Here is a 25,451-nt window from a genome sequence, read left to right on the forward strand (position 1 = left end):
GCAGCCGCAGGGCTCCCTTTATGATAGTTATACTGGGATTAAGAAGTACGGACTTGGAAATGGTTAATGAGCTCTTGCAGCTCTTCCGACATTTGTGTCAATTGCGTCGACGATTCTACAATGGCATTCATCGATTCTTTTTGCTCGGCAATCGATTTAGAAATTTTCGCACTGTTTGCTGCTGTAATGCCTGCGGAAGCCGATAGATTTTCAGCCGTAGCCGTCAACTCTTCCGTACCTGCAGAAATTTGCTCTGTAGAGCTCGATACTTCTTGAATTTGGAGCGTTACACTGCGAGTAGCGGACAAAATATCGTCCAGAAGCGAACCCGTCTCGCTGGAAATTTGCAAGCCCGTACGAACTTGACCTGTCCCCAGATTCAATGCATCAACAGCTGTCGTAATTTCCTGCTGGATTTCTTTAATCAATGTGGAAATCTGAGTTGCCGAGCTATTGGACTGCTCAGCGAGCTTGCGAACTTCGCCTGCTACAACTGCAAAACCTTTGCCATGTTCGCCGACCCTAGCCGCTTCGATCGCTGCGTTAAGCGCTAGAAGATTCGTCTGCGTCGCAACTCCCATAATGAGCGAAACGATGTTTTCAATTTCCTGTGAACGGCTGGCAAGGGATTGAATCGCACCGGAGGACTCCACCACAAACTTTTCAATCTGCTCCATTTGCTCAACAACTTGGCCAACGACCTTGTTGCCTTCCTTCGATTTGTGTTCCATATCGCCAGCTTCAACTGCTACGCTCGACGAGCTGTGAGCAATGTTTTGAATAACGGTTGACATTTCGTTCATCGCTTTGGCTGCTTCGCTGGAGGACAGCTCCTGGTTAGCAATTTCAACGTTGATTTCCCGCATGTTTTCAGTAATTTCTTCTACCGTCTTGCTGTTCTTTTCTGAAAACTCATACAAGGATTTAGCAGAATCTGTTACAGCATTCGACGTTAGACGCACTTTGACCATCATGTCGTTGATCCGGCGAATCATAATGTTGAATTTATGATTGACGATACCTAGATCGCTGACGCCCGTTTCCAGCTCGACATTCAAGTTGCCTCCGCTCACTTCCTCAATGCCTTTAATGAGCTCTTTAATCGGCTTCATTGTCATACGTGAAATAAAGAACTGAAGCAAGAAAATGAGCACAAGGAAAATGAGCATGATCGAAATGCCGCTGATCAGCAGCGTTTGCAGACCGTTAGGCACAGCACTCGCATCTACATCCGCCGCGAAGAAAGCAAATACATTGCCGCTGCTGTCTTTAATCGGATAAAGAATTGTCGTCCAAATACCAAAATCATCGGAGTAAAAGCTGGTGAATGTAGGTACTCCTATATTCAGCATTTCCCCTATAGCGGTAGACATCGCCGCTGGCTGCTCATACATCGTGCCCACGCCCATATTTTCGCTGGAGAAAGCTTCTACCAGATTCGTAGGCATAGCAATAATTGACGTTTGATTGCCATTCGTCAGCTCTGTTCCGAATACATAAGCCTGCGCGATATTCGGATTATATTTATGTATCAGGTCCAGTGTTGCTTTCAATTCCAATTGTGTGGCGCCTTCGTAGCTTTTCTCGTTGATCGCTTGCTGGATTTTCGCAGGGTCCATTTCCTGTGCCCATTCCTGTGTAATTGCACTAATTTGTCCGCGAAGCTGCTTTATCAAAATATCCTTCTGAATGATGTAGCCTGATGCAATTAAGATCGATCCAATTAATACAATGTTAAAGAAGGCAAGCAGCAAATTTTTAGAAAAAAAGGACATTCGTTTTATGAATTGCATTCTGTCAACGCTCCTATGTGTATGATGTAATGCTACTTTCAAAAATGATTGTGGCGGTTCGCTCACGGCTCTGTCATCCGGCTGTTGCAGTTGGCTGCATTCTATTTGCTTCCCACCCATGACTGAGACTAAAGATCTATTGTCGAAATTTTCCAAGTCCAGATTCGTACTTTAGCCTTATACCGGTTTATTTATCAGAAAATTCTAAACATTGATCACTCCCTCGCTCTTCTACCTATTTCTCTATATTTGATCTGCCGAAAGTTTCCCCTCAAACTAGCTCAATACATTATTCAACAGATACTATTAATACTATCGACCTATTCGATACGAATAGTAATAGATTTTGCTAAATTGTTATTTATCTTATGTAAAAATTTATACAACCGGCAAAACGCAAACAAGCGGACGACAGGAAATCCCTGTGTCCGCCTGCTCTCAAACCGAGTATAACAGCTTGCTAAAACGAATATATCACTTGCCTGACCATACCACTGTAATTTCGTTATAGCCATCTTTGTCCCGGTCAGGAGCACCGGTAATCGTTACAGCTAAATCCTCACCCTTTTTGCCGACCATCGTTAATGATGTGCTGCTTACATCCTCTGAAGTATCCGTCAGCTCTTTCATTTGGAAGTAAGCTTTGTAGGATACGCCAAGCGATTCTAAATCATTTTGCGTCTCATAGACAAAGTACACCGATTTTTTGTTGTCCCGGTTGTTTTCCACCGTTTCTTTCATTTTCGCATCTTTCGGAATCGGGAAATCTGCCGGCAAATATTTCGGGCGCTGGCCAGTGTACACATTGCTGTTGGTACCGCCGCCTCCCGTGGAACTGCTGCTGCCAATTTTCACTTTATTGCTCCCTGCATCGTAAGTAACGGGCACGTTCAAGGCATCTGCAATCGAGCGCACCGGCAAATAGGTCGAGCCTTTATAAGTAATTGGAGCCTGCTTGGCGCCATTGCCATCAACTGGCGTATAAGTGCTGCCATTAAGTTCGATTTTTAAGCCATTATTCAAATATGCTTTAATTTGCTCCAAATTGCTTCCTGCATATACGCCTGCCGAGCCAGTAAGCACCATGCCGAATACTGCTGCGGAAATGACCATTTTTTTGCTTTTCACATCTATCTACCCCTATCTATTGAAAATAATATTCCCCCAATCATTACCTCCTCTGCATGCGCTTAAAACCATTTTCCGCAAAAATAGTTCTAATTTCCTTGCCGCTTCCGGACAGCCGTCTAGAAGCCTGCATCTGAGGAACCAGATGCGGTGCTGCATGAGCCCGTTTCTTCAAGCAGCCTTATGACTTCCTCCAAATGCTTATCCAGCGTAATCGGATTGTAATTCCCCCATACTTGATCGAAGACATAGGCGCAGCCGCTGCGGACGGCGGGCAGGCTGTTCCATATTGGATTGTTCAAAATCGCCCTTCCTTGCTGCTCATCGATCCCGGTATGGGCAAGCGAAAAAAATACCCGGTCACCTGCATAAACGGGCAGCTCCTCCAGCTGTATCGGCATCCATTTCAGCTGCTTATTCCGCTCCGTCAGTGCTTTCAATCGCTCCGGCTGCTCAAAGCCGACCCCATGATAGAGCGTATGCCCAAAATGATGCGTCCCATACATATACAGCGTCTGATCCACATAAACGAACGCCGAAGCCGTCTCGCCCGGCCGGATGCAATTCCCTAGCCGCTCGCGTGCCAGCACAGCCTTCTCCATATAGCCAGCAATCCACTCCTCAGCCTCCTTTTGTCTGCCCAGCAGCTCACCCATCGTACGCAGCCGTCCATACACATCATCCTGCCAGCTCACGTGCGCCATAGGCGCAATTTTCACCAGTTGATCGACGAGCGCCGCCTTTGTAAAACTGGGATATAAAATCAAATCGGGATTGAGCCGCATAATTTGCTCTGCATCAACAGGCTCCTCAATACTATGAACACCGCGCAGCAGCTCTTCTTCAAAAACAGGAAACATCGCGCTGTTCACCGCAATCGGACGAATGCCTAGCGCCAGCAGCTCCCCAATATATTGAATCGAAAATATACGCGGAGCGCGACCGAACTCCTGCATGTATTGCGTCGGTGTAAGCCCAGTCATTTGCTTGAAGCGCCGGCTAAAATAATATTCATCTCCGAAGCCGACCCGCCCGGCAATATCGCGAACGCGGGACGTTTGACTCAGCAACAGCTGCTTCGCCCGCTCAATCCGCAGTGCAGCCAAATAGGCGGTTGGCGTGCTGCCCGTCAACGCTTTGAACTTTTCCCCATATTGCCAACGGCTTATATTCACTTCCTGCGCCAGACGCCCAATAGAAATTTCCTCTTTGTACGAATGCTGCATAAAAGAAATCGTCCGCTCCACTGCCCTTCTAGCATCCAGCTCATCCTCCGCTTTGTGCTGGCGCTTCAAAACCTCCAGCATGAGCTGCTGAAAACGAATATGGCGTTGGAGCGCCTCCAGCTTTCCACGGGGCGGCTTGCCACGAAGCGACAGCAGCATGTCTTCCAATAATGTAAACGGCTCAAAAACCATTTCGCCGCTTCCAACAAGCAATTCCTCATCCTGTGCATCTATCTCGAAAGAGAGCTTATATAATCGAATCGGCTGAAAAGCCTCGCTTTCGACGCTGATCGCTGTGTTGGGGGCCAGCAAAAAGCATTTGCCGTAAGTGGCGAGATGGCTCACCCCATTTATCGAAATGGTGCCCTGCCCCTGCGTGACGGCCAGCAGTGTGTAGGCGGTCAGCCAGACGAAGGCCCGTCCCCTGCCCTGCTCTTCATTTTCCTCGCAGTCGTCATAGAACCGATACTCCAGCCCCAAGAATTTGAGGGCAGGAGGAAACGCAGAAGCTTGTCCATCATGCTGATATGCCATCTTTTACCCCCTGCCCAGTGATAACTGTTATCAATAACATGCTCCCATTATAAAAGATTCCTGCAGAGACGTAAACGGCTCAAGGTCAAACGGCTGTCGCCGTCCTCTGGCGGCGCAGCGCGCTTCATTCCGAGAAACATAGTGAAAGGATGGAAAAATCATATCCTTTCCTATATTTTAAAAAAGAAGCCTTCATACGCGAAAAAAGCGCATAAAGACTTCTTAAAATTACGACTATACTCGTATTTGGCTCGCTCTTAGCCGCTTATTGCTTTGCTAGCAGCTCATACGTCATTTCATCCAGCAGCCAATCGAGGGTAAGCGGATCGTTGAACGACCAGCGTTTGCCAACGACGTAGGCATGGCCATTTTTCACTGCAGGGATGTTTTTCCATACTGGTCCATTCATTATTTCTTCCGTCCCCTTCACGGCATCCTCGTTGTCATCCTGCAAAATCAGGAAAATATGATCGCCAGCAAGATCGGGCAGCGCCTCCAGCGAGATTTCCTTCCACAGGTCCTTGCTGTCCTTGAACAGTTCAGCCACTTTCTCCGGGGCTTTAAATCCGAGGGCATCATACATCGTTGGCCCAAGACGCTGCTGCCCATAAATATAAAGCTTGCCATCGATATGCACGACAAATGCAGAGGCGGTACCGCCCGCCGCGACAACGGGCTTCAGCAGCTCGCGCTTCTCTTCGCTTTTGGCCTCATACTTTTTAATCCAATCCTCAGCCTGCTCCGGCTTGCCGACAATTTCGCTCAAGGTACGCAGACGGCTGAAAATATCGCCGCTGTAATCCATGACTACCGTAGGAGCGATTTTGGACAATTCCTCAAACTCCACCGCATCCAGAAAGTTTGGCACGATAATAAGATCAGGCTCCAGGGCCAGCACCTTCTCCAAATTCGTCGATACACCCTCACCGCTAACGTCTGCAATACCTTGCAGCTTCTCCTCACCGAGTACCGCTTTTGCATTCAAGAAGTTCGTACCCACCATTGGAAAACCTAACGCCACCATCTCGGAAGCATAATAATGCGCTACAATTCGCTGCGGATTGCTTGGCAGCTCTACCTCTCTGCCCATTACATCCTTATAGATGCGGACTGCCGCCTGCTCTTCCGTCGCGGCTGGTTGTGCAGCTGCAGCCTCAGTTGATGCTGCTCTCGTTGACTGTGCCGAGCTCGCGCCGTCCACTTTATTGCCTGCGTTCGAGCCGCAGGCTGCAAGCAGCAGCATAAGCAAAGCTACTGCGCTCACAGTAAACAATCGTTTTGAAGCTGATGCAAATGAAACAAACATAAAACCTCTCCCTTTTATATGATAATAATTCTCAATGATAGCTCCTTTATTCTACTCTGCCCCTTTGCTTCCTTCAATGGACTTTTTCATAGTTTTAAATAGACGAATTTTGCGGCGGCCTAACCTGACCTAAACGGCTGCCGACAATAAAAAAAACCACTTGGTTACAGTGGTTTTTTGTCAAGCTCTGCATTCTCCGGCTTCTCCACATCCAGCACATCCATAAGGAACATGAAGATAGGGATACCGATTATGAGTCCCCATATGCCCATATAATGCTGGGAGAAGATGAGGATAATAAAGGTGTAAAACATCGGAAGCTTTGTTTTATGTGCATACAGCCTTGGATTCAAGAAATACGTCTCCACTGCATGAATGAACAAAATAATGCCGATCGCCCACAATACCATCGGCAGCCCGCCAATCTGGTAGCCGATAATACCAATCGGGATGAACGAAATGATCACGCCTGCCACCGGAATCAGGCTGAGCAGGAATACCATAATCGTCAGCGCGATTAAATAAGGGAAACCGAGTATCCAGAGGCCAATCATCGTCAGCGCTGTATTAAACAGGGCTATCAGCAGTTGAACCTCTATCACCTTGCCGAAGGAAGAAGCAAATTTACTGCCGAAATAATGAAACTCCCGATAAGCCCAGGAAATTTTGCTATAACGGAATTTCTCAGTAAACTGGTTGACCTTGTTTTTTTGTAAAAGGTAGAAAAAGCTGAGCAGAATAACGAACAAAATAATTTCCAACCATTTTCCCAGCTTCATAATATAATCAACAGCATTGCCCAAATACTTCTGGTAGTCCACCTTCTCCAAGGCATCGACCAGCACTCCGACAATCTGGTTGTCTTGAGAGGTGTCTAAAAACCTCGTAATATTATTAATCATATCCACGACTTGATTGATCATCTTAGGCAAATAATTTGATATCCCGAAAACTAGTCCGGTCACCAGCAATATGTACAACACAACCGTCACCAAGACGGGCGATATAGGAAACAGCTTGCTAAGCTTTTTCGTTACAAATCCTTCAAGCCGTCCCATAACGAACGTTACAAGAAAGAGCAGCAGCAGTAAATTAAGCATATTGTGTAGGCTGTAGAATAACAGCACAACCAACATAATAAACAATATTCTTCTCACAACAGAATGGGCAAAAAATGTGCGCATCGCTTCCATAGACTTCCCTCATTTTTATCTAGTCTCGTCTCTTGAACCCTTTCACCTTATACGGCGCAAGCCTGTACATGTTTCACTTTTTTTGTAGAAGGCTACCGACTTAAAGCAACGTGTTCATCACTAATAGTACCTGATACCTAAGCGAGACACAAGCAATCGCCGCGTTTTTATCCTTCCTATAAAATTCAAACAAAATCATAAATTTACGGCATCGCAACCAGCCCGGCCAAACCTTTAAGATAAAGGAGGATGGAACATCCGTTTATTTAAGCAATCCGCCCTTTGGAGGGGATCTATGACTACGATGAAGCTTAAAGATAAAGTCGTCTTTATTACCGATGCGGACAGCGGATCTGGAAGAGCGCTTTTTCGCCTTTTTGCCGAGCAGGGCGCGCATTTTATTTTAAATAGCATGTCTGGTGGGGCCCATATTAACGAGGAGCTTAAGCGGGCCAGCACCTTGGGGCTCCATGTCTTCGTGAGCGCTGCAGATCTTTGCAGCAGCAGTGGCCTGCATGCGGTGCTAGAGCAAGCAACGCTCAAACTTGGCCGAGTAGATGTGCTTATTCATAATAATGATCTCATGAAACCAACCTCTATTGAATATGGCGAGGAGGATTTGTTTCTGGATCTATTGAATACGAATGCTAAATCCGCTTTTATATGTACAAAGGTAATCGGCCAGCAAATGGCTGATGGTGGGGCAGGGTCGATTATCTTCGTCTCCTCGATTCATGCGCAGAAGCCTACGGGCTCCTCCTTCGCCTACAGCGCGTCCAAAGGCGCGGTCAGCATGCTGGCGAAAGAAGCGGCTCTCGTACTTGGGCGCAGCGGCGTAACCGTCAATACGATTGAGCTGGGACCAATCGTAGGCGATGATGAACGGTTCGCGAGTGAGCTATCTACGCTATATGAGGATTACGCGCACAAAGTGCCAAATGCAGTACTCGGCAGCTATGATGATTTGGCTCAGCTTTCGCTGTTCTTAGCCTCTGGCGAGGCGCGATACGTAAATGGCGCGGACATTCGATTGGATGGCGGATTTTTGCAGCATTATATGGATTTCAAAATGAAGCGGCCCCCACTACTGGACAGTCAAGGAGGATGAGCATGGACCTGACAGGCAAGGTGGCCCTCGTAACGGGTGCCGGAACAGGTATCGGCCAAGGTGTTGCCGTCCAGCTCGCACAATGTGGCGCGAAAGTCGTCATTCATTATAATCGCAGCGATGCCGGAGCGAAAGAAACACTAGCGCAAATTCAGGCAGCCGGTGGAGAGGCAGTTATAGCGCAAGCCGATGTTGCCAGCAAAGCAGAAATCGAACGTTTGATGAAGCAAGCCGCACATGCCTTTCCTCCATCGGAGTCTGGAGGCACAATCGATATTTTAGTCAACAATGCCGCGTTGCAGCTTAATTATGGGCTGTTTGACCATGATGAAACGTCCTTTGACCGCATGATGAACATTAATTTGAAGGGTTATTGGCAGTGTATGCAAGCAGCTATTCCTTATATGATAAATAACGCTGCTGGAGGCCGCATCATTCTTATCTCCTCGGTTCACAGCAAGCGTCCAACCGATTTCGACGCCGTTTATTCCATGACCAAGGGCGGTATCCGCATGCTGGGGCGGGAAGCGGCGATCGAGCTGGCTAAGTATGGCATTACCGTTAATACAATAGAGCCTGGGCAAATCAACGTTGGCGTGCAGTCTGCAAGAGAATCTCGGCCCATTGGACCTGCTGCCTCAGACACGGACGGAGCAAAGCCCGTACGCCCAAAGCGGGATATCCGCAAAAAGTTTCCGCTCGGACGCGTCGGCAAGCCGCTTGATGTCGCTCGGCTCGTCTGCTTTATCGCATCTGATGAAAGCGAGTTTATGACCGGCTCCGCCATCCGATTGGACGGGGGCAGCATGCTGCTGTAGCAGCCGAGTGATCCTTACGATAACGATAATAGGGGAGTGACGGTTGTGATTAATAAAGAAACGTATGAGGAAACGCTAGCCCATGTGCGAACAAGCTCCAATCCGACACAGCTTCGCATTACCGATATCCGGTTTACTGACATTGTAGGCGGACCTTTCCACAGCAGCCTCATTAAAGTATTTACAAATCAGGGACTGATCGGGTTTGGCGAAGTTCGTGACGGAGCCGATAAGGTGTATGCACAAATGCTGAAGGCACGGCTGCTGGGTGAAAACCCTTGCCATGTCGATAAGCTGTTCCGCCGCATCAAGCAGTTTGGCGGCCACGCCCGTCAAGGCGGCGGGGTAAGCGGACTTGAAATTGCCCTATGGGATTTGGCCGGAAAAGCGTATGGCGTTCCCGTCTATCAAATGTTAGGGGGACGCTTTCGCGACCGCATACGCATGTACTGCGACACGGAAGTCGTGGGCAAAGACACCGGTAAAGCAATGGGCGAAGCCTTGAAGAAGCGTATGGACGAAGGCTTTACTTTTCTAAAAATGGATCTCGGTATTGGCCAAATCATCCATGAACCGGGCACCTTAAGCGCGCCGCTCGGCTTTCTCGAGGAAATGCGGGAAAAATCGCGCAACCGCTACAATCAAAATTTTGACGGCATGTCAGATGAACAGCTTCGCGAAATAACGAACCGCCATTATGATATTTATAATATTGCTCACCCGTTTACCGCCATTCAGGTGACTGAAAAAGGGCTCGATCTGCTTGAGCAATATGTAGCCGATGTCCGTTCCGTTATCGGCTATCAAGTGCCGCTCGCTATTGACCACTTTGGACATATCGGGCTGGAAAGCTGCATCAAGCTTGGCCGCCGCGTCGAGAAGTTCAACCTCGCTTGGATGGAGGATATGCTCCCGTGGCAGTATACCGAGCAATACGCTAAGCTTGCACGGGCAGTGGCCACGCCGATCTGTACAGGCGAGGACATCTATTTGAAGGAAAACTTCAAGCCTTTGCTGGAAGCGGGCGGCGTATCCGTCATTCATCCGGATGTGCTGACGACCGGGGGGATTTTGGAGACGAAAAAAATCGGTGATATGGCTCAGGATTACGGGGCGGCGATGGCCATCCATATGGCGGAGAGCCCGATTGCCTGCTTGGCCGCCGCGCATGTTGCAGCCGCAACGGAAAATTTCCTCGCCCTCGAATACCATTCCTGCGAGGTGCCTTGGTGGGATGATATTATAATTAGCAGCAAGCTGCCAAACAAGCTGGTGCAGGATGGCTTCATTACGATCAGCGATGCGCCTGGACTTGGCATTGATGATTTGAATGACGAGGTGCTTGCCGAGCACCTGCATCCCGATATTCCCGGCATCTGGGAGTCTACCGACTCGTGGAACAAGCTGCTGTCGAACGACCGTTTGTGGAGCTAGTCAAACAGCAGAATACGAAGGAACCATCATTTTAGTAAAGATAAGTGTTTATAGCAAACAAGCTGCTTCACATGTCCTAAAGGGATTTGTGAAGCAGCTTGTTTGCTCTTGCAGTTCCCTTTTTGAGGATAGCTTGTTGATGAGCTCCCCGCCGTTCATGACGAGGAACAAATTTGATAATCATTCCTTTATCGCCGCTGAACTTGTTATAATGGACAGGAAGTGTTAACCACAAGATAAAAACAGGATTGCACCTATTGGAGGTAGAGAAATGACTGCAAACCAAGCAGGCTATGAAGTAACCAGCTATACCGATACGTATCAGATCTTTGAGCTAAAGGAACACGCAACAAATTCCCGCGTCCTCATCTGCCCTGAACGCGGCGGCATCGTAATTGGCTGCCAACTGCAAGGCCAAGAGCTGCTGTACCTCGATCGCGATACCTTTATTGATCCGGCTGCCAACATTCGCGGCGGCATTCCGGTTTTGTTTCCGATTTGCGGGCAAGTGCGAAACGGTGCCTACGAATGGGATGGCGTAAGATATAATATGCGCAATCATGGCGTAGCCCGCCAAGCTTCATGGAACGTTGAAGGGCAGTCTGCTGAAAATGGAGCCTCGCTTACGCTTTCTCTGGAAAGCAGCGCACAGACACAGGCTGCGTATCCGTTCAACTTTAAGCTGACTTTCACCTATCGCTTGAAGGACGGCAAACTGGACATTGAGCAAGCATACAGCAACTTGTCCGAGACTAGCATGCCTGTACATGCCGGCTTCCATCCTTATTTTGCAATTGCCGAAAAAAATCTAACTTATCGCTCTGACGCGCAGCAAGCGCTAGATTACAATGACAATCAGGTGAAGCCGTTTTCAGGCCCGCTGGATTTGAACGGTCTCGTTGAATCTGTCGCTTTGCTGGATGCTACGACACCGGAAATTTCATTTCCGTTTGGAGATCAGCAAATTAAGCTAAGCTACAGCGAAGTATTCGGAACAACCGTCATTTGGTCGGTAGAAGGCAAGCCTTTTGTATGCGTAGAGCCTTGGACTGCTCCGAATGAAGCGCTGAACGACAAAAAAGGGCTTGTAATGGTCGAGCCAGGCAAAGCTTTGGAGGCCAGCATTACGATAGCGTTGGAGGCTTAATTTAGCTGCAACTAGGTGAAACGGCTGTCGCCGTCCTCTGGCGGCAAAGCTACCGTTTCGCGTAGAAATATAGAGAAAGGATGGAACAATCCTATCCTATCCTTTCCTATATTTTAAAAAAGGTACTGCTCTTGGCCAGCATGTCAACATGCCAGCCGGCGGCAGTACCTTTATTTTACCCGCAGCTTATTCTACGGCTATTTTTTGTGCTGCTGCCGTATTTGTGCTGGTTTGCGAGCTTTCCGCTTGCCGTCGGGACGCTGCCTCCATCAACCCTTTAATGTACCCTACCCCGAACAATCGTCCCAGCAGCTCATAGCCGGGGTTATCATTCGTTTCGCCTTCCATCGTCGGCACATGATCAGGCCTTGCCGGTCCAGCAAAGCCAACATCATAGTAGGTGTACATCGCCTCCAGCATGTCGGTAATGCCATCATCGTGGAACGTTTCCTCAAACTTTTCCGCTGTGCCGCGCACATCTCTAAAATGAACAAAAAACATTTTGTCCTGTCCGCCAAAATGGCGAATGACGCTTGGGATATGCTCCCCCGCCGTCGCCAGCGTACCTTGGCATAGCGTAATGCCATTATAAGCGCTTGGCACAAGATCAATGGCTCGCTGCAAGGCATCGGCACTGCGCAAAATACGCGACACTCCGCGAATAGGGGTAATCGGTGGATCATCGGGATGCAGCGCCAGCTTGACCTTCGCTTCCTCCGCCACAGGCACAATCTGCTCCATAAAATAATGCAGATTTTCCCACAGCTGCTGTTCGGAAACGATGCCCGCTTCGGTAAGCGGAGAATTCCGCATCAAGCTGTGATCGTAGCTTGAGACGAGCGCCCCGCCCCGCGTACGAGTCGTCGTTGAGGTGCGGAACCAATTGAACTGCGCCATAAAATTGTAGCATAGCACAGGGATACCCGCCCTCCCCATATTAACTATAAATTGCTGAAATGTTTCAATTTCCGCATCGCGCCCTGCTGTGCCAAGCTTAATTTCATTGCTTGGCGGCATCGATTCAATGACGGCCAGGTTGATGCCGCTGTCGGCAAACCGCTGCTTCATGCGGATCAGCGGCATTAGATCCCAAGGCTTTTCACTTTTTTCTTCCCATGCCAGACCGCTCACCGCATAATTGACATCCATTTGCTTCGCAAGCTGCCACAGGCGGTCAGGCCGCGGCGAGAAAAATTCTGCTAGCTGCATTAAAAATTCCTCCCAGCTCGTTTACAAGCTCTGCATCCATTACGTGAATTAAGATTTTCCCGCTTTGGCGGCCAGTTCCTTGCCCAGCTTGTCGATTTTATTAAAGGCGTCTTCAATCGACTGCTGGCCGAAGGAGACGGCATCCATTTCCTTTTTGTACGTATCCACCCATTCCGAAAATCCAGCGGCAGGTGAATAAAACGGCAGCGCTTTGTCCACCGACATATCATAAATCTCCTTGCCCAGCAAATCCTTGGCTTCAAGCGTCGGCTCAAGCGCCTTGAATATTTCCGGATTAATCGGCAGTCCGCGCGTCAAGCCAAGTGCTTTGCCTGCCTCCTGATCCGTTATAAACCATTTCACAAACTTCTTCGCTTCCTCCTTGTTTTTTGAATTGGCGCTTACGCTGAGAAAAATCGTCGATTGCGCCCAGCCCCCGCCAGCTGGTCCCGTCTGCAAATTGACAACGCCCAGCTTGCCAGGCATCAGCTGCTCCAGTGCGCTTACGGAGCCAGTCGTCGCGCCTCGCGTCAGCACTACGCCTGAAGCCATAGGGTCGGCTTGCGGGTCATTTTCCAGGAAAGAAGCGGCTAGCTCGGCTGGTGGAACGATTTTATTTTTGCGGAAATCGTCATAAATGCCATAAAACGTCATGAACAGCTCCTTATCGAGCGTGAACGTTTTGCCGCCGTCCGACATAATGGGCGGTTTGCCCATCGCCGTCTGGTAATAGTTGAAGCCATCCCAGGTCGATGTATCGCCAATCGGATATTTGCCCTCCGGCAGCTTGGCACGAGCATCCCTCGCCCACTGAAAAAACGCATCATATGTCCAATCCTTATGCGGCAGCGGGATACCGAGCTGCTCCAGCTCTGTTTTGTTGTAGGCGAAGCCTTGCGCGTTCTGACTAAGCGGGATGCCATACAGCTTGCCGTCTATTTGCAAATTTTTCAGCACATTCGGGTCCACTATGCCAGTCAAATCAATGTCGGATATATCCTCCAGTTGGCCTCTGGCGACATATTCCTGAATGTAAGCCGCATCCATTTGCAGCACGTCGGTAATCGACTTGGAGGCTGCCAGTGTCGGAAGCTTCTGCCAATAAGCATCCCAGGCCATAAATTCCGGCTTGAATTTTACGTTTGAAAATTGCTGGGAATAGATGTCCAGCGCTTTTTTCGTCGCTTCATGACGGGCATCCGAGCCCCACCACATAATGCTGAGCGTCGTCGCTGCCCCGCCTGCTTCCCCAGCCGCCGCTGTCTCCGTTGCCGAGCTTGGCTCCGCGCCCTGATTGCCTCCACCGCTCCCGCTATTGCCGCTGCATGCGGTCATTGTCAGCACCACAGCGAGCGTCAGCACCGCCCAGCCTTTGCTTTTCAGCCACCTTTTTCCCATTATCCGCTCATCCCCTTCAAATGAAATATCTTTCTCTATAAGCGATTTTCACAAAAGCCGTTACCCTTTGAGTCCTGTTGTAGCAATACCTTCTACAAAGTGCTTCTGGGCCAGAAAAAAGATGAGAACGGAAGGCATAATTGACAGCAACGACATCGCGAGCAGCTGCCCCCACTGAATATCGAACTGGTCGATGAACATGCGCAGCGCGAGGCCGACCGTGAACTTCTCAACCGAGCTTAAATACAGCACCTGCGCAAAAAAATCGTCCCAGCTCCAAATAAAGGTGAAAATCCCCACGGTCACCAGCGCTGGCTTAATGAGCGGAAAAATAATTCGCAGAAAAATGCCGTACACGGAAGCTCCGTCGATTTTGGCCGCCTCATCAAGATCACGCGGGATACCGCGAATAAACTGCACCAGCAAAAAAATAAAGAAGGCGCCGCCCCCGAAAAAATGCGGCAGCACAAGTGGAACGTAGCTGTCGACCAGCCCCAGCTTATTGAACAAAATGTATTGCGGCACGACCGTTACCTGGCCAGGAAGCATCATCGTCAGCAGCAAAATCGAAAACCAGAAGCCTTTAAGCCCGAAGTACAAGCGGCCAAAGCCATAAGCTACAATCGCCGCCGTCAAGACGCCGCCTGCCACATTGCCAAGTTCCATCAGCAGCGTATTGCCGAAAAAGTGGGCAAATGTATATTCGCCGGAAAAGCGCCAGCCCTTGCTGTAATTTTCCCACATCGGAATGGAGGGCCAGATCGTCGGCAGGCTCAGCTCGGACGTTTTTTTGAGCGAAGCGCCCACCCACCAAATGACGGGATAAATCATGATGAAGGAAAACAGCGCCAGAAAGATATGATCGAAACCTTTTGCACCCAGCCTTCTCATTTCGCTTTCCCTCCATCCGACTCGTAAAATACCCAATAGCGGGAAGCGGCAAAGTTAATAATGGTCAGCAGCGCTACGATAACGAGCAGAATCCAGGCCAGTGCAGAGGCATAGCCCATCTGGTAATGCTTGAACGCTTTTTCATAGAGGAACATGGCGTACATGTAGGTTGAGTTGATCGGCCCGCCCTTCGTAATAATGTAGGCTGACGTAAACGTTTGAAAGGAACCAATAATGCCAAGCACCAGGTTGAAAAACATAACGGGAGAGAGCATGGGGAGTGTAATGCTAATAAATTTCCGCGTTTTGCCCGCTCCGTCGACCGAGGCGGATTCGTACAGCTCCTGCGGAATTTGCTTAAGCCCGGCCAGGAAGATAACCATGGTGGAGCCGAACTGCCACGTATTGAGCAGGATGAGCGTAGCCAGCGACGTATCGGGATTGGATATCCAGGCGACGCCTTGAATGCCAAACCAGCCAAGCACCTGATTCACATACCCGTCTAAGCTGAACATGTTGCGCCACAATGCCGCTACTGCAATACTGCCGCCGATGAGCGACGGAAAATAAATCGCGGTGCGGTAAATATTCATGCCGCGCAAGCTTTTATTCAGCGCCATTGCTACCATAAGCGAGAAAAACAGCTTGAGCGGCACAGAGAACAGCACGAACATAAACGTAACTTTTAACGACGTGGTGAATGTGGAATCATTCGTAAAAATGTTGACATAGTTGTCCATCCCGGTCCACTCGGGCGCTTCAAGCAGCGAATACTCCGTAAAGGATAAATAAAATGACTGGGCAATCGGCCATAATGTCAGCAGTAAAAACCCTAGCAGCCATGGCGAAATAAATACGTAACCAGCCAAATGTGTAATCCGGTTATCTTTACGCTTCACCCCATTTCTCCCCTCCCTTTGCTTATTCAAGTCAAATGCTTGCCTGAGTCAGTTGCTTTTGTCTAGCCTTACTTTATACGAAAACGCTTTCATAAATGAAGGAGACAATTTTATGAAATGGTTGGTTTTTTTTAGAGTCCGCTGTGTAATACCTTAAAAACGTCGCATCGACAAATTTGCCGCTGCCTGCAACAATAAAACTATAGCTTGAACAGCTCTAATTTGAACCAATTACAGTAGCGGAAGAGGTGCTGCAAGATGAAGTTCGATAATCCGGAAGATATAAGACAATTGACCCCGCTTTGGGAGGGTGAGCGCTTTGAGAATGGCCGCCCTAAAGTAGATGAAGATATATTGCGCCGCATGCGAAAAATAACGCTGGAGGAAGCGTGGGGCCCGCTGTGGAATCGCGGCTATACGTTTCAATTCGAAGGAGAGTTCAAAATCATGCATCCCGAGCAGGTGATGGTCGGGCGTGCGGTTACTGCCGTCATGGTGCCCAAGCGGCCTGACCTGCATGAAACGCTGCTTGATTACGGACATGAGCACGAGGATCGCCACGGCTTTTTCAACCAATGGGTCATTGATTCTCTAGTGGAGGATGATGTGGTCGTCGTCGATATGTTTGATAAAATTCATAGCGGCACTTACGTTGGCGGCAATTTATCTACGGCGATTGCCACTCGCACGAAGCGCGGCGGCGCCGTGATCTGGGGCGGTATCCGCGATAATCAGCAGGTGAAGGAAATCGGCGGCATTAACGTCTATTATCGGGGCAGCGATCCGACGGCGATTGCCGATGTGACGATGGTTGGAATGAATGTGCCGACGCGCATCGGCAAGGCGATCTGTATGCCAGGGGATGTCGTGCTGGGCACGCCTGCGGGAGTTATTTTTATTCCGCCGCATTTGGCGGAGCTGACCGTTGTGCAGGCGGAGAAGTCGCAGGTGCGCGACGTATTCGGCTTCATTCGCCTTAAGCAGCAGGTGTATTCAACGGCACAAATAGATGCTGCTTGGAATACGGCGCTGTGGCAGGATTTCATCAACTGGTTCAATAACGATGACGCCGCAGCGGAATATCGGCATTTGAGCTGGGACGATGAGCTTGAGGATGCGAAGAAGAGAGAGCATGATGGGCCGCGGAGCGATGTGCGTCTGTAGGGGACTAGAGTAGAAGGATAACTAGACTAGAAGCAGCCGATGACGGTATGGAGCCGTTGTCGGTTTTTTTATTTTACAAAAGCGGACTATGGCTTTCTTTTAGTAAATTCCGGTTTCTTATTTTGCATGGTATAATCATGTTGAATGGAGCTGATTTGGGATGAACGAGTTGCTTGATCCTCGTAATGATTTCGTCTTTAAGCGCATTTTTGGCAGTGAAGAAAATAAAGATGTATTGCTTGCCTTTTTGAATCGCACTTTTGCAGAGTCAAACGAACCTCCGCTAACTGAAATTGTACTTTTGAACCCCTATACGGATAAGGATGCCCCATTGGACAAACAGTCTATTTTTGATATCTGGGCCAAAACATCTGAGGGTAAGCTGATTAATATTGAAATGCAGTTATTTAATAAGTACGATATAGAGAAACGTACTCTGTTTTATTGGAGCAAACGGTACTCCAGTCAATTGCAGGAAGGAAATACGTATAAAGAGCTCAAAAAATGTGTGACTATTAATATATTGAATTATTCCTTCCTGTCTAATGACCGTTATCATAACGTGTTCCATTTGCGGGAAGACCACACCGGCCTCGCCTTAACGGATGATATTGAAGTTCATTTTATGGAGCTTTCCAAGCTAAATGATCAATTACTGCCTCATGAGGGCGGCTTAATCAATTGGCTGTTATTTCTGAAAGGTGCCGATAAATCAAATTGGGAGGTGCTAAAGATGAATGAACCGACACTAGGCAAAGCGATGGATACCTTGGAATTCTTAAGTCAGGATGGGGAGGCTCGCCGTTTGTATGAGGAGCGGCAGAAATTTTTGCACGATGAGGCTTCCATGATTGAATGGGCTACGGAAAAGGGTATGAAACAAGGCGAACGCCAAAAAGCGATTGAAATCGCCAAAAACATGCTGGCATTGGGCATTGAAATTCCTCTCATCGCCAAAGCAAGCGGCTTGTCTGAAACGGAGGTCAAAGCGTTATAGCTGAAGCTCACTATCATTCAGTAACTGATCAGTCGGCTATACGATCCATAGCACAGAGGGAGCCCACCATTGCGTGGGCTCCCTCTTCCTTTATGCATCCGATCTAATGCCCCGCCGACTCGCGGTACTCGCTTGGAGACAAGCCGACCCGCTTTTTGAAAATTTGGCTAAAATAGCGCGAATCCTGATAGCCGACCTTTTCCGCCACCTCGTAGTTTTTAAAATGCGTCGACTTGAGCATCGCTTTCGCCTTGTCGATTCGGATATCGGTCAAATGCTCGATGAACGTTTTGCCGGTATTGGTCTTGAACAGCAGGCTCAAATAGGTTGGCGTCATGTACACCTTCTCCGCCACGCTTTGCAGCGAAACATGCTGGCATTCCTGCTCCATATAATACATCGTTTTTTTAATGATGCTGCGATGGCTCTCGCCCTGGTAGGGCGCTACCGCTTTCCACAAGCCTGTTACAAACTCGCTGACGCAGCGAACCAATTCATGAAGCGTTTTCATTTTCAAAATGGATAAAATTTCATAAGGTTTATTAGCTGCAGCGGTATCCGTATCAGCTAGCACTCTTCGCTCCATCCCCACGAGCAAACGCAGCGTCAGCTCATACATATGTGAAATATCAATCGTCCCGCCCCTCATCACACTGCGAAAAAACGCCTTTACCGCCTCTTCAAGCTGCCCCTCCGACGTCGCCGCCTTGCAGCCATCAAACAGCTCCTTCTCCAAATGCTCCGGATATTCCTGAAGCGGCATATACGCGCGGAGCTCGCTAAAATAAATGATTTCGCCAATGCCCTGATAAAATTGATGCTGGAGCGCCTGCCCCGCCTGTTCATAGGAATGCTTTACTTCGTGCAAATAACCACAGGGCTTCCCAACACCAATCGTAATCGGATCGGAAAACTGCTCGCCCAGCATCGCCTGCACATTATCGAGCATCCTCTTCGACACCCAGGAAAACAGCAGCACGAGCCGATGCTCCTCATCTAAAAAAAGAACACTTCCCGCCGGAATGCGCGGCTGCAAATATTCCCTTATTTTCTCCATATAGCCGAGCCGGTCATGTTCATGATGAAAATAAGCCGCTGTTGCAAGCATGGCTACAGCCGGATACGTAAAATATGGATTTACATTCAGCTTCACCAGCTGCTCCTTCACATTCGCCTTTCCACTGCTGCTGATTCTGTCCAACACCAGCTCCTGCAGCAAACGATCCCTCATCCAGGTCAGCATATAATCGTCCTTCAGCCATTTCTCCTCTTTCACCATGCTCCATTTCCCCTTTAAATTGAAAGGTTAACAAGCAAGCTGTCCCTCGACTTTAGTCACGGCCTATTCCAGATGAATGATTTTGTAAGCGTGCATATGATCGATAAACGCCCGCTCAGCCGCTGCAACATCCCCTTTGCGCAGCACGTCAATAAGTACAGTATGGTAATCTGCCAGCCCTAGAGTCGTGTAATACCGATTGGAAATCGCCATAAACCGCATAAGCTTCGTCTTCATATCCTTCCATAGCGTCAAAATAGCCCCATTATCACATTTGCGGTAGAAAAAACCATGAAAATCCATGTCCAGCTCCAATATGCTAAGTATATCGTTTTGCTTAACCGCTTGGTCCATCTGCTCAATAATGCCAGCCAGCTCGGAGAAATCCTGCTCCGTAAGCAGCGGCATTGATTGCCTAACCGCGAAGCCTTCAATCATTTCCCGCAGCACGAACAAGTCCTTGATTTCCTTCGCCGTGATGTTGGAGACCACCGAGCCTTTGTTCGGAACGCCAATAATGAGCCCTTCTTGCTTGAGCCGTTCAAGCGCCTCTCTTACAGGAGCCTGGCTAATCTGGAATTGTCCGGCGATTTCCAGTACAATAAGGCGGGCACCCGGTTGAAGCTCGCCAGCCAAAATCTCTTTCTTCAGCTTCATATATACATGTGTACTTATAGAATGAATGGGCACGATTGCTGGATTTTCTGACATATAAACACGTCCCTATTTCAAATTATCGATTATCGTTAATCTATATACTTCCCATTATATCGACTCATTTCCAGCTTCACAACCCAATTTTGGAAATAAGACCGAAACAGCCTTTGCAATAGCTTTTACTTCTAACTTCCCCTAAAGTATGAGAAGCTGGCCTAAAGGGGATATTGCAAGAAAAGGAGGAACTTCCCACATGCTTAAAAAAATCACTTCATTAATCCTTGCTTCGTTTCTCGTTATAAGTGCGAGTTCCTGCGGCAGCACGGTCGATCGTACCAACAGCGGGAACGTCAGCCATTCCGGCTCTAATCAACCAGCCACTGCCTCGACGCCAACCCCTTCTGCTACAGAAACGGCAGCAGCAGCCATTCCAACTATAGCGCCTACGCCAACGGCGACGGAAGCAACGGACCCTATCAAACAAGAAATGGCCAGCATGTCAGTCGATGAGAAAATCGGACAGCTCGTGCTCGTTGGCCTTGAAGGCACGACCATACAAGCTGATGCTATCGAAATGATGAATACCTATCATGTAGGCGGCTTTATTTTGTACAAAAGAAATATTACGGACGCTTCGCAGACGCTAGCCCTGCTGAACGAGCTTAAAAAACAAAATAAAAAAAATCCCGTCCCGCTGTGGCTGAGCATCGATCAGGAAGGGGGAACGGTGAGCCGGATGCCCCAGGATTTCGTAAAAATTCCTTCCGCACAGTCTATTGGCAGAAAAAACAAACCACAATACGCCTATGGAATAGGTGAAGCTATTGGCGCAGAGCTGTATTCCTTAGGGTTTAATATGGATTTTGCCCCTGTGCTCGATATTAACAGCAACCCGGACAATCCGGTCATTGGCAACCGGGCGTTTGGCTCCACAGCGGAAAGCGTCATAACCAGCGGCATTGAGATGATGAAGGGCATACAGGCGGGACATGTCGTGCCTGTCGTTAAGCATTTTCCAGGCCATGGGGATACGTCGGTCGATTCGCATCTGGATTTGCCGGTGGTAGACAAAAGCTTGAAGCAATTAGAGCAGTTCGAGCTTCTTCCTTTTAAGGAAGCGATTGAGCAGCAAGCTCCTGCTGTCATGATCGGGCATTTGCTTATTCCGGCTATCGACAAACAATACCCCGCTTCCTTGTCCAAGACGATCATTACTGAGCTTTTACGGGACAAGCTCGGGTTTACGGGTGTTGTGATTACGGATGATATGACGATGCTTGGCATTACGAAGCATTTTGGCATTCAGGATGCGGCGGTCAAAGCCGTTCAAGCGGGCAACGATATTCTTCTTGTCGGACATGATACCAAGCAGCAGATCGCCGTGCTGAAGGCGCTAAAAAAAGCGGTCAAAGCAGGCGACATCTCTATGCAAGCGCTCGATGACAGCGTTTATCGGATCATTCATCTCAAAAGCGCCTTTACACTAAAAGATGAGCTCATCACCCGTGCCAACGTCGATGCGGTCAACCGTCAAATTAAAAAAGCGCTGAACGCTTCTAAATAGAAGCAGTCGGCGCTTTTTTCGTTGTTCAAATAAATTCCTGGCATAGATTACACTGGCGACATATAACGGCCATAGCTGAGATCGAGCTCGGAAAACTTGCCATCCTTCTCTGAAAGGAATGACACATTTTCCCCTTCCGCCCCCATCCATTTGACCCCAAGAACGATACCATCAGCCGTCTTCGCAGCGAAAAGGAAGGAGAACATTTCCGGTATGACCTCGCCGCCATCATCCACACGCCAAGTCGAGCTTTCATTAAACTCAGCCGGATAATCTTGGAAAACGAAGCCGTCTGCCGTCTGCAGCGCCAAGCTCGCCAGCATATCCTTGCCCTGACGCTCGAACTGCACCAGATACAAGGTATTCCCCTCGTCCCCTATTTCCTCAAGCGGCCACAGCTTCTCTACGCTGCGGTTCTTGCTCTTGGCGATTGCCGCCAACACCTCATCCGCTGCCTGCCCGCTTCGCTTTCCAGTTATGGACAGCAGCATTTCCGGCTTTACCGACTGATCATCGATTAGAAAATACGTTTCATTCGGCTCCGCCTTGCCCTCCACGACCTCAAACAGCTGGCCCTGCTGATTTGCAAAATTTTGCGCCGTTTGCCTGCCGTTATCGGCTTCGGTGGCCGTTTGCTCCGTTTTGTATTTAATTTTGAGCAATTGCCCATTGTGGCCAACCGCGAGATTGAAGCCGGGCCACTGACCGCCGCCCCCTTCAGTCGGGCCTACAAGCAGCTGTTTGCCCGCTTCATCCGCAAAGCCAAATGCTCCTTTGCCAAGCACGGCGGTATCCAGCAGCGGTGCGGCTGCCCATTCAGCGACGGGCTCCTTCGTCGCCTCTTCGCCGCTACCTTCTCCAGATGGCTTAAGCTCTGAGGAGCATGCGCCTAAACATATCGTCAATATGAACATAAATATCAACAAGCTGCTTTTTCTCATCCTAATCCACCCCTTTAAACAAATGATGCAACGACTACAAGCTTAAGACGAAGCAGCTATTTAAAAGGGTGCAGTCCAAAAGCAATCGATTTAGAATTTAATTATTTGTTTAAGCCTTGCGCTTCAAAATAATGTGCCACTTCAATGATCATTGCACCCATTCGTTCAATATCCGGCACGATATAACGTTGCACCCCGTTTAATTGCAGGGCCTCGGCGGTTACTTTGCCCACAGCTGCTGCTAGGACCTGCCCAGCGAATATTTCCAGAAGCTGCTGCTCAAGACCTATTTTTCTTGCATAGCGGAATAAATACTGCACTTGAACGGCAGTTGTAAAGCAGACCACGTCAACCTCGCCTGCCGTAAGCTCTTCCATGAGCTGAGTAAGTACGCTCACCTCGGGCGGAACATGTTTGTAGGGCAGCAGCGAAATAACCTCACCCGCTTTTTTCGCAGCAAAAAAACGCTCCAGCTCGGGCGAAGGCTCGCCATGCAGCTGAATGACAATACGCTGCCCGGCAAAATCAAATTCCTCCAGCTTGTCGATTAAATTTTGCACCGTGCCATCATCATCCGCTACAACTGCTTTCAAGCCTGCCCGCTTAAGATAAGCAGTCGTCTTGTAACCTCTGGAAGCAATCGATGCCTGCGACAACTGCTCCAAAAACGGCTCCTGTATATTCAGCTTTTCCGCATTGCTGGCAAGCGTCTCCGAGCCAATACCCGTCGTTAAAATAACCCAATCAGCACCCTCGACTGCAAACTGTCGCAGTGGCGCCTCCAACGTTTCCTCATCGAGCAATGTCATTCCCTGAAGCGAACGCACGACCGATGTCCCGCCTTGTTTTTCAATAATGGCGCTCATTTCCTCTGTCTTGCGAGATCCTGCTATGACCAATCTTTTCCCCTTCAATGCACCCATTCCCATGCTTGCCCCGTCACCATGCTTTCTCCAAATGTGTTTGTCATATATCTTAACACAAGCGGAAACAGCTGTCGCCATGTCAAGGTAGGCAAAACTTGTTTTACCCTTTAATAACTGCGGCACACATGTAAAAAACCGTTCTCTAAGCCAAGAACGGCAATTTCTTAACATCAATAAATGGTTCCAAAATAACGATAAATAGCGAAAAACAGAGAAAAACATCGAAAACTAGATATAACATATATTTCTTTTTGTATGTTATAATTCCAATTGTCAATCAGGCGTCCACATTTTTGATCACATTTTAATTCCACTTTTAGGAGAAAAGAGGAAGTTGATGCAGGAAGCAATAGACACAGGCAGCATCTACAACGAGCTCCCCCTATTGATTACCGGATCTGGAAGCGTTACCGTCACTGAGCCCGACCGTTGCCCTGGAGGCAGCCCTGATTACAAAATCGTAAACTGCGTAGGAGGTACAGGCCGCCTTGTTTTTCAAGAACGGGAAATTCAGCTGAAGGAAGGCGTCGCCATTCTTTATTTTTCCCACACCGCTTCTATTTCCTGCGAAATTAGTGAAACGCTCAGCATCAAATATTTAACCTTTACCGGTTATTTGCTGCCAGCATTTCTGCAGGCGTTACATATCGCCAACCTTTCCGTATTTCGGCTGGATCCCGCTACGCAAATGCTCATTGATGAAATTATTTTAAGCCAGCAATCCACTCGTCAGGAGCGTGTTTTCACAGGATCAGCGCTCTTGTATATGCTGCTTATCAAGCTGAAGCTCTCCAAGGACCTTTACCTTGTTCCTGAACGCAAGGAGCATACACCGAAGCTGTCCAGTATCCTGACCTATATTAAGCAAAACTATCATCTCGACATTTCCCTATCTATGCTGGCCGGGCAGCTCTACATAACCGAGCAGCATTTGAATCGCATGTTCAAAAAAGAATATGCGATGACCCCGCTCGATTTTTTAACCCGCTACCGACTGCTCAAGGCAAAAGAAATGCTCATTCATGATGATTCCATGACAGCTCATGACATTGCCAAGGCGGTCGGTTTTAATAGCGCAAGTTATTTTGGCTCCGTTTTCAAAAAGCATGAAGGCTGCTCACCGATGGTGCTGCGCAAAAGCTACAAAGCTTCTAAATCAAATTCGGCGATTGAGGCAAGCCGCTGATCAAAATTCAAAAATTCCAAATCCCTCGTCACTTCATTCGGCACTATGATGCAGCGGATGCCAGCTGCTTTCGCAGCCTTTAAGCCATTTGGCGAATCTTCAAAGACGATGGCTTCTGAGGCATCAATGCCAAGCCGTGCCAGCGTCAGCTCATACAGCTCCGGATCAGGCTTTACCCGCCCCACATCTTCAGAGGTGTGGATGACATCAAAGGCTTCAAAGATGCCGAGCTTCTTCAAATAACTATGAACCCAGTCCCTTGTAGAGCTCGAAGCAACCGCAAGGCGCAGATTTCGCTGCTTCACGCTCGCCAGCAGCTCCGCAACACCAGGCAATAGCCCGGCTTCGCCAATATAAACCGCATATTTTTGCTCAGAGAGCTCTTTAATATGGTCATGGTCAATCGGCGTTTGCAGCGCTTCCTCCAAATAGTGGAAAGGATTGAATTCGTCGAAGTTTGTACCCACATTGCGGGACCATAGGCTTAGCGACAACTCTACGCCATGCTCCTGATAAATGTCCCGAAAAGCATAATACCAAGGGGTCTCCGTATCCATAATCAAGCCGTCGAAATCAAAAATGATTGCTTTCAGACTCATCGCTGCTATCAGCTTCCTTTCCTGCTTTTACTTGCAGCTTACCTGGAGCCGACT

22 protein-coding genes are annotated in these 25,451 nt (G+C 48.6%); 8 read left to right on the forward strand and 14 right to left on the reverse strand.

The genetic code is table 11. The annotated features are described in order from the left end of the window. Positions 1 to 38 precede the first annotated feature (38 nt). From MHB80_RS19670 to MHB80_RS19690, 5 genes are all read right to left on the reverse strand, one after another. A complete protein-coding gene (locus MHB80_RS19670) occupies positions 39 to 1,793 on the reverse strand; it encodes a HAMP domain-containing methyl-accepting chemotaxis protein (protein ID WP_341278554.1) in 1,755 nt (584 codons plus the stop codon). Between the two features lie 474 nt (positions 1,794 to 2,267). Then, positions 2,268 to 2,921, reverse strand: coding sequence for a stalk domain-containing protein (locus MHB80_RS19675; RefSeq protein ID WP_341278555.1), 654 nt, complete (start codon positions 2,919 to 2,921; stop codon positions 2,268 to 2,270). Between the two features lie 119 nt (positions 2,922 to 3,040). Further along, positions 3,041 to 4,681 (reverse strand): helix-turn-helix domain-containing protein, encoded by a 1,641-nt coding sequence (locus tag MHB80_RS19680; RefSeq protein WP_341278556.1) that lies wholly within the window; start codon positions 4,679 to 4,681, stop codon positions 3,041 to 3,043. A gap of 265 nt (positions 4,682 to 4,946) precedes the next feature. Further along, positions 4,947 to 5,987, reverse strand: a complete 1,041-nt coding sequence (locus tag MHB80_RS19685; RefSeq protein WP_341278557.1) for an ABC transporter substrate-binding protein — start codon at positions 5,985 to 5,987, stop codon at positions 4,947 to 4,949. Between the two features lie 164 nt (positions 5,988 to 6,151). After that, on the reverse strand, positions 6,152 to 7,180 hold the full coding sequence (locus MHB80_RS19690) for an AI-2E family transporter (protein ID WP_341278558.1): 1,029 nt from the start codon (positions 7,178 to 7,180) through the stop codon (positions 6,152 to 6,154). A 295-nt stretch (positions 7,181 to 7,475) separates the two neighbouring features. Here MHB80_RS19690 and MHB80_RS19695 point away from each other — a divergent pair, with 295 nt between their 5' ends. From MHB80_RS19695 to MHB80_RS19710, 4 genes are all read left to right on the forward strand, one after another. Next, complete coding sequence (locus MHB80_RS19695) at positions 7,476 to 8,288, forward strand: SDR family oxidoreductase (protein WP_341278559.1); 813 nt, start codon at positions 7,476 to 7,478, stop codon at positions 8,286 to 8,288. Positions 8,289 to 8,290: 2 nt separating this feature from the next. Next, complete coding sequence (locus tag MHB80_RS19700; RefSeq protein WP_341278560.1) at positions 8,291 to 9,106, forward strand: SDR family oxidoreductase; 816 nt, start codon at positions 8,291 to 8,293, stop codon at positions 9,104 to 9,106. A 45-nt stretch (positions 9,107 to 9,151) separates the two neighbouring features. Next, positions 9,152 to 10,540 (forward strand): mandelate racemase/muconate lactonizing enzyme family protein, encoded by a 1,389-nt coding sequence (locus tag MHB80_RS19705; RefSeq protein WP_341278561.1) that lies wholly within the window; start codon positions 9,152 to 9,154, stop codon positions 10,538 to 10,540. A 271-nt stretch (positions 10,541 to 10,811) separates the two neighbouring features. Further along, complete coding sequence (locus MHB80_RS19710) at positions 10,812 to 11,687, forward strand: aldose epimerase (RefSeq protein ID WP_341278562.1); 876 nt, start codon at positions 10,812 to 10,814, stop codon at positions 11,685 to 11,687. A 186-nt stretch (positions 11,688 to 11,873) separates the two neighbouring features. On the opposite strand, the gene MHB80_RS19715 is transcribed toward MHB80_RS19710, so the two are convergent. From MHB80_RS19715 to MHB80_RS19730, 4 genes are read right to left on the reverse strand one after another with little or no spacing between them, the layout of a single operon-like run. After that, positions 11,874 to 12,896, reverse strand: a complete 1,023-nt coding sequence (locus MHB80_RS19715) for a mannonate dehydratase (protein WP_341278563.1) — start codon at positions 12,894 to 12,896, stop codon at positions 11,874 to 11,876. Positions 12,897 to 12,944: 48 nt separating this feature from the next. Further along, a complete protein-coding gene (locus tag MHB80_RS19720; RefSeq protein ID WP_341278564.1) occupies positions 12,945 to 14,294 on the reverse strand; it encodes an extracellular solute-binding protein in 1,350 nt (449 codons plus the stop codon). A gap of 60 nt (positions 14,295 to 14,354) precedes the next feature. Then, complete coding sequence (locus MHB80_RS19725; protein ID WP_341278565.1) at positions 14,355 to 15,185, reverse strand: carbohydrate ABC transporter permease; 831 nt, start codon at positions 15,183 to 15,185, stop codon at positions 14,355 to 14,357. After that, on the reverse strand, positions 15,182 to 16,084 hold the full coding sequence (locus tag MHB80_RS19730; protein ID WP_341278566.1) for a sugar ABC transporter permease: 903 nt from the start codon (positions 16,082 to 16,084) through the stop codon (positions 15,182 to 15,184). The genes MHB80_RS19725 and MHB80_RS19730 overlap by 4 nt, the downstream gene beginning before the upstream one ends. A gap of 258 nt (positions 16,085 to 16,342) precedes the next feature. Here MHB80_RS19730 and MHB80_RS19735 point away from each other — a divergent pair, with 258 nt between their 5' ends. Together MHB80_RS19735 and MHB80_RS19740 are read left to right on the forward strand one after the other, a co-directional pair. Beyond that, the gene (locus MHB80_RS19735) at positions 16,343 to 17,248 is read left to right on the forward strand and encodes an RraA family protein (RefSeq protein WP_341278567.1); all 906 of its coding nucleotides are present in this window, start codon (positions 16,343 to 16,345) and stop codon (positions 17,246 to 17,248) included. A gap of 160 nt (positions 17,249 to 17,408) precedes the next feature. Continuing rightward, a complete protein-coding gene (locus tag MHB80_RS19740) occupies positions 17,409 to 18,245 on the forward strand; it encodes an Rpn family recombination-promoting nuclease/putative transposase (RefSeq protein ID WP_341278568.1) in 837 nt (278 codons plus the stop codon). Between the two features lie 103 nt (positions 18,246 to 18,348). Here the strand turns inward: MHB80_RS19740 and MHB80_RS19745 are convergent, their stop codons facing one another. After that, positions 18,349 to 19,524: a helix-turn-helix domain-containing protein gene (locus MHB80_RS19745; RefSeq protein ID WP_341278569.1), complete on the reverse strand. Its 1,176-nt coding sequence runs from the start codon at positions 19,522 to 19,524 to the stop codon at positions 18,349 to 18,351. A gap of 63 nt (positions 19,525 to 19,587) precedes the next feature. After that, positions 19,588 to 20,235, reverse strand: a complete 648-nt coding sequence (locus tag MHB80_RS19750; RefSeq protein ID WP_341278570.1) for a GntR family transcriptional regulator — start codon at positions 20,233 to 20,235, stop codon at positions 19,588 to 19,590. Between the two features lie 199 nt (positions 20,236 to 20,434). Here MHB80_RS19750 and nagZ point away from each other — a divergent pair, with 199 nt between their 5' ends. After that, positions 20,435 to 21,745, forward strand: coding sequence for a beta-N-acetylhexosaminidase (nagZ, locus tag MHB80_RS19755; RefSeq protein WP_341278571.1), 1,311 nt, complete (start codon positions 20,435 to 20,437; stop codon positions 21,743 to 21,745). A gap of 47 nt (positions 21,746 to 21,792) precedes the next feature. Here the strand turns inward: nagZ and MHB80_RS19760 are convergent, their stop codons facing one another. Beyond that, complete coding sequence (locus MHB80_RS19760) at positions 21,793 to 22,686, reverse strand: hypothetical protein (protein ID WP_341278572.1); 894 nt, start codon at positions 22,684 to 22,686, stop codon at positions 21,793 to 21,795. Between the two features lie 101 nt (positions 22,687 to 22,787). Next, complete coding sequence (locus MHB80_RS19765; RefSeq protein WP_341278573.1) at positions 22,788 to 23,615, reverse strand: uroporphyrinogen-III synthase; 828 nt, start codon at positions 23,613 to 23,615, stop codon at positions 22,788 to 22,790. A gap of 334 nt (positions 23,616 to 23,949) precedes the next feature. On the opposite strand from MHB80_RS19765, the gene MHB80_RS19770 reads away from it, so the two are divergent. Next, complete coding sequence (locus MHB80_RS19770; protein WP_341283033.1) at positions 23,950 to 24,798, forward strand: AraC family transcriptional regulator; 849 nt, start codon at positions 23,950 to 23,952, stop codon at positions 24,796 to 24,798. Here MHB80_RS19770 and MHB80_RS19775 read toward each other — a convergent pair. Continuing rightward, positions 24,753 to 25,397, reverse strand: a complete 645-nt coding sequence (locus MHB80_RS19775; protein ID WP_341278574.1) for an HAD family hydrolase — start codon at positions 25,395 to 25,397, stop codon at positions 24,753 to 24,755. The two genes, MHB80_RS19770 and MHB80_RS19775, sit on opposite strands and share 46 nt — an antisense overlap. Positions 25,398 to 25,451 lie beyond the last annotated feature (54 nt).

Source organism: Paenibacillus sp. FSL H8-0537, assembly GCF_038051995.1.
Classification (GTDB): domain Bacteria; phylum Bacillota; class Bacilli; order Paenibacillales; family Paenibacillaceae; genus Pristimantibacillus.

Coding starts and splice junctions, on each gene's coding strand:
- MHB80_RS19760 (WP_341278572.1), bottom strand. CDS start 22,686: ATGAGAAAAAGCAGCTTGTTGATATTTATGTTCATATTGACGATATGT.
- MHB80_RS19725 (WP_341278565.1), bottom strand. CDS start 15,185: ATGAGAAGGCTGGGTGCAAAAGGTTTCGATCATATCTTTCTGGCGCTG.
- MHB80_RS19690 (WP_341278558.1), bottom strand. CDS start 7,180: ATGGAAGCGATGCGCACATTTTTTGCCCATTCTGTTGTGAGAAGAATA.
- MHB80_RS19710 (WP_341278562.1), top strand. CDS start 10,812: ATGACTGCAAACCAAGCAGGCTATGAAGTAACCAGCTATACCGATACG.
- MHB80_RS19735 (WP_341278567.1), top strand. CDS start 16,343: ATGAAGTTCGATAATCCGGAAGATATAAGACAATTGACCCCGCTTTGG.
- MHB80_RS19745 (WP_341278569.1), bottom strand. CDS start 19,524: ATGGTGAAAGAGGAGAAATGGCTGAAGGACGATTATATGCTGACCTGG.
- nagZ (WP_341278571.1), top strand. CDS start 20,435: ATGCTTAAAAAAATCACTTCATTAATCCTTGCTTCGTTTCTCGTTATA.
- MHB80_RS19700 (WP_341278560.1), top strand. CDS start 8,291: ATGGACCTGACAGGCAAGGTGGCCCTCGTAACGGGTGCCGGAACAGGT.
- MHB80_RS19720 (WP_341278564.1), bottom strand. CDS start 14,294: ATGGGAAAAAGGTGGCTGAAAAGCAAAGGCTGGGCGGTGCTGACGCTC.
- MHB80_RS19740 (WP_341278568.1), top strand. CDS start 17,409: ATGAACGAGTTGCTTGATCCTCGTAATGATTTCGTCTTTAAGCGCATT.
- MHB80_RS19750 (WP_341278570.1), bottom strand. CDS start 20,235: ATGTCAGAAAATCCAGCAATCGTGCCCATTCATTCTATAAGTACACAT.
- MHB80_RS19775 (WP_341278574.1), bottom strand. CDS start 25,397: ATGAGTCTGAAAGCAATCATTTTTGATTTCGACGGCTTGATTATGGAT.
- MHB80_RS19765 (WP_341278573.1), bottom strand. CDS start 23,615: ATGGGAATGGGTGCATTGAAGGGGAAAAGATTGGTCATAGCAGGATCT.
- MHB80_RS19685 (WP_341278557.1), bottom strand. CDS start 5,987: ATGTTTGTTTCATTTGCATCAGCTTCAAAACGATTGTTTACTGTGAGC.
- MHB80_RS19715 (WP_341278563.1), bottom strand. CDS start 12,896: ATGCAGCTAGCAGAATTTTTCTCGCCGCGGCCTGACCGCCTGTGGCAG.
- MHB80_RS19695 (WP_341278559.1), top strand. CDS start 7,476: ATGACTACGATGAAGCTTAAAGATAAAGTCGTCTTTATTACCGATGCG.
- MHB80_RS19680 (WP_341278556.1), bottom strand. CDS start 4,681: ATGGCATATCAGCATGATGGACAAGCTTCTGCGTTTCCTCCTGCCCTC.
- MHB80_RS19670 (WP_341278554.1), bottom strand. CDS start 1,793: ATGCAATTCATAAAACGAATGTCCTTTTTTTCTAAAAATTTGCTGCTT.
- MHB80_RS19770 (WP_341283033.1), top strand. CDS start 23,950: ATGCAGGAAGCAATAGACACAGGCAGCATCTACAACGAGCTCCCCCTA.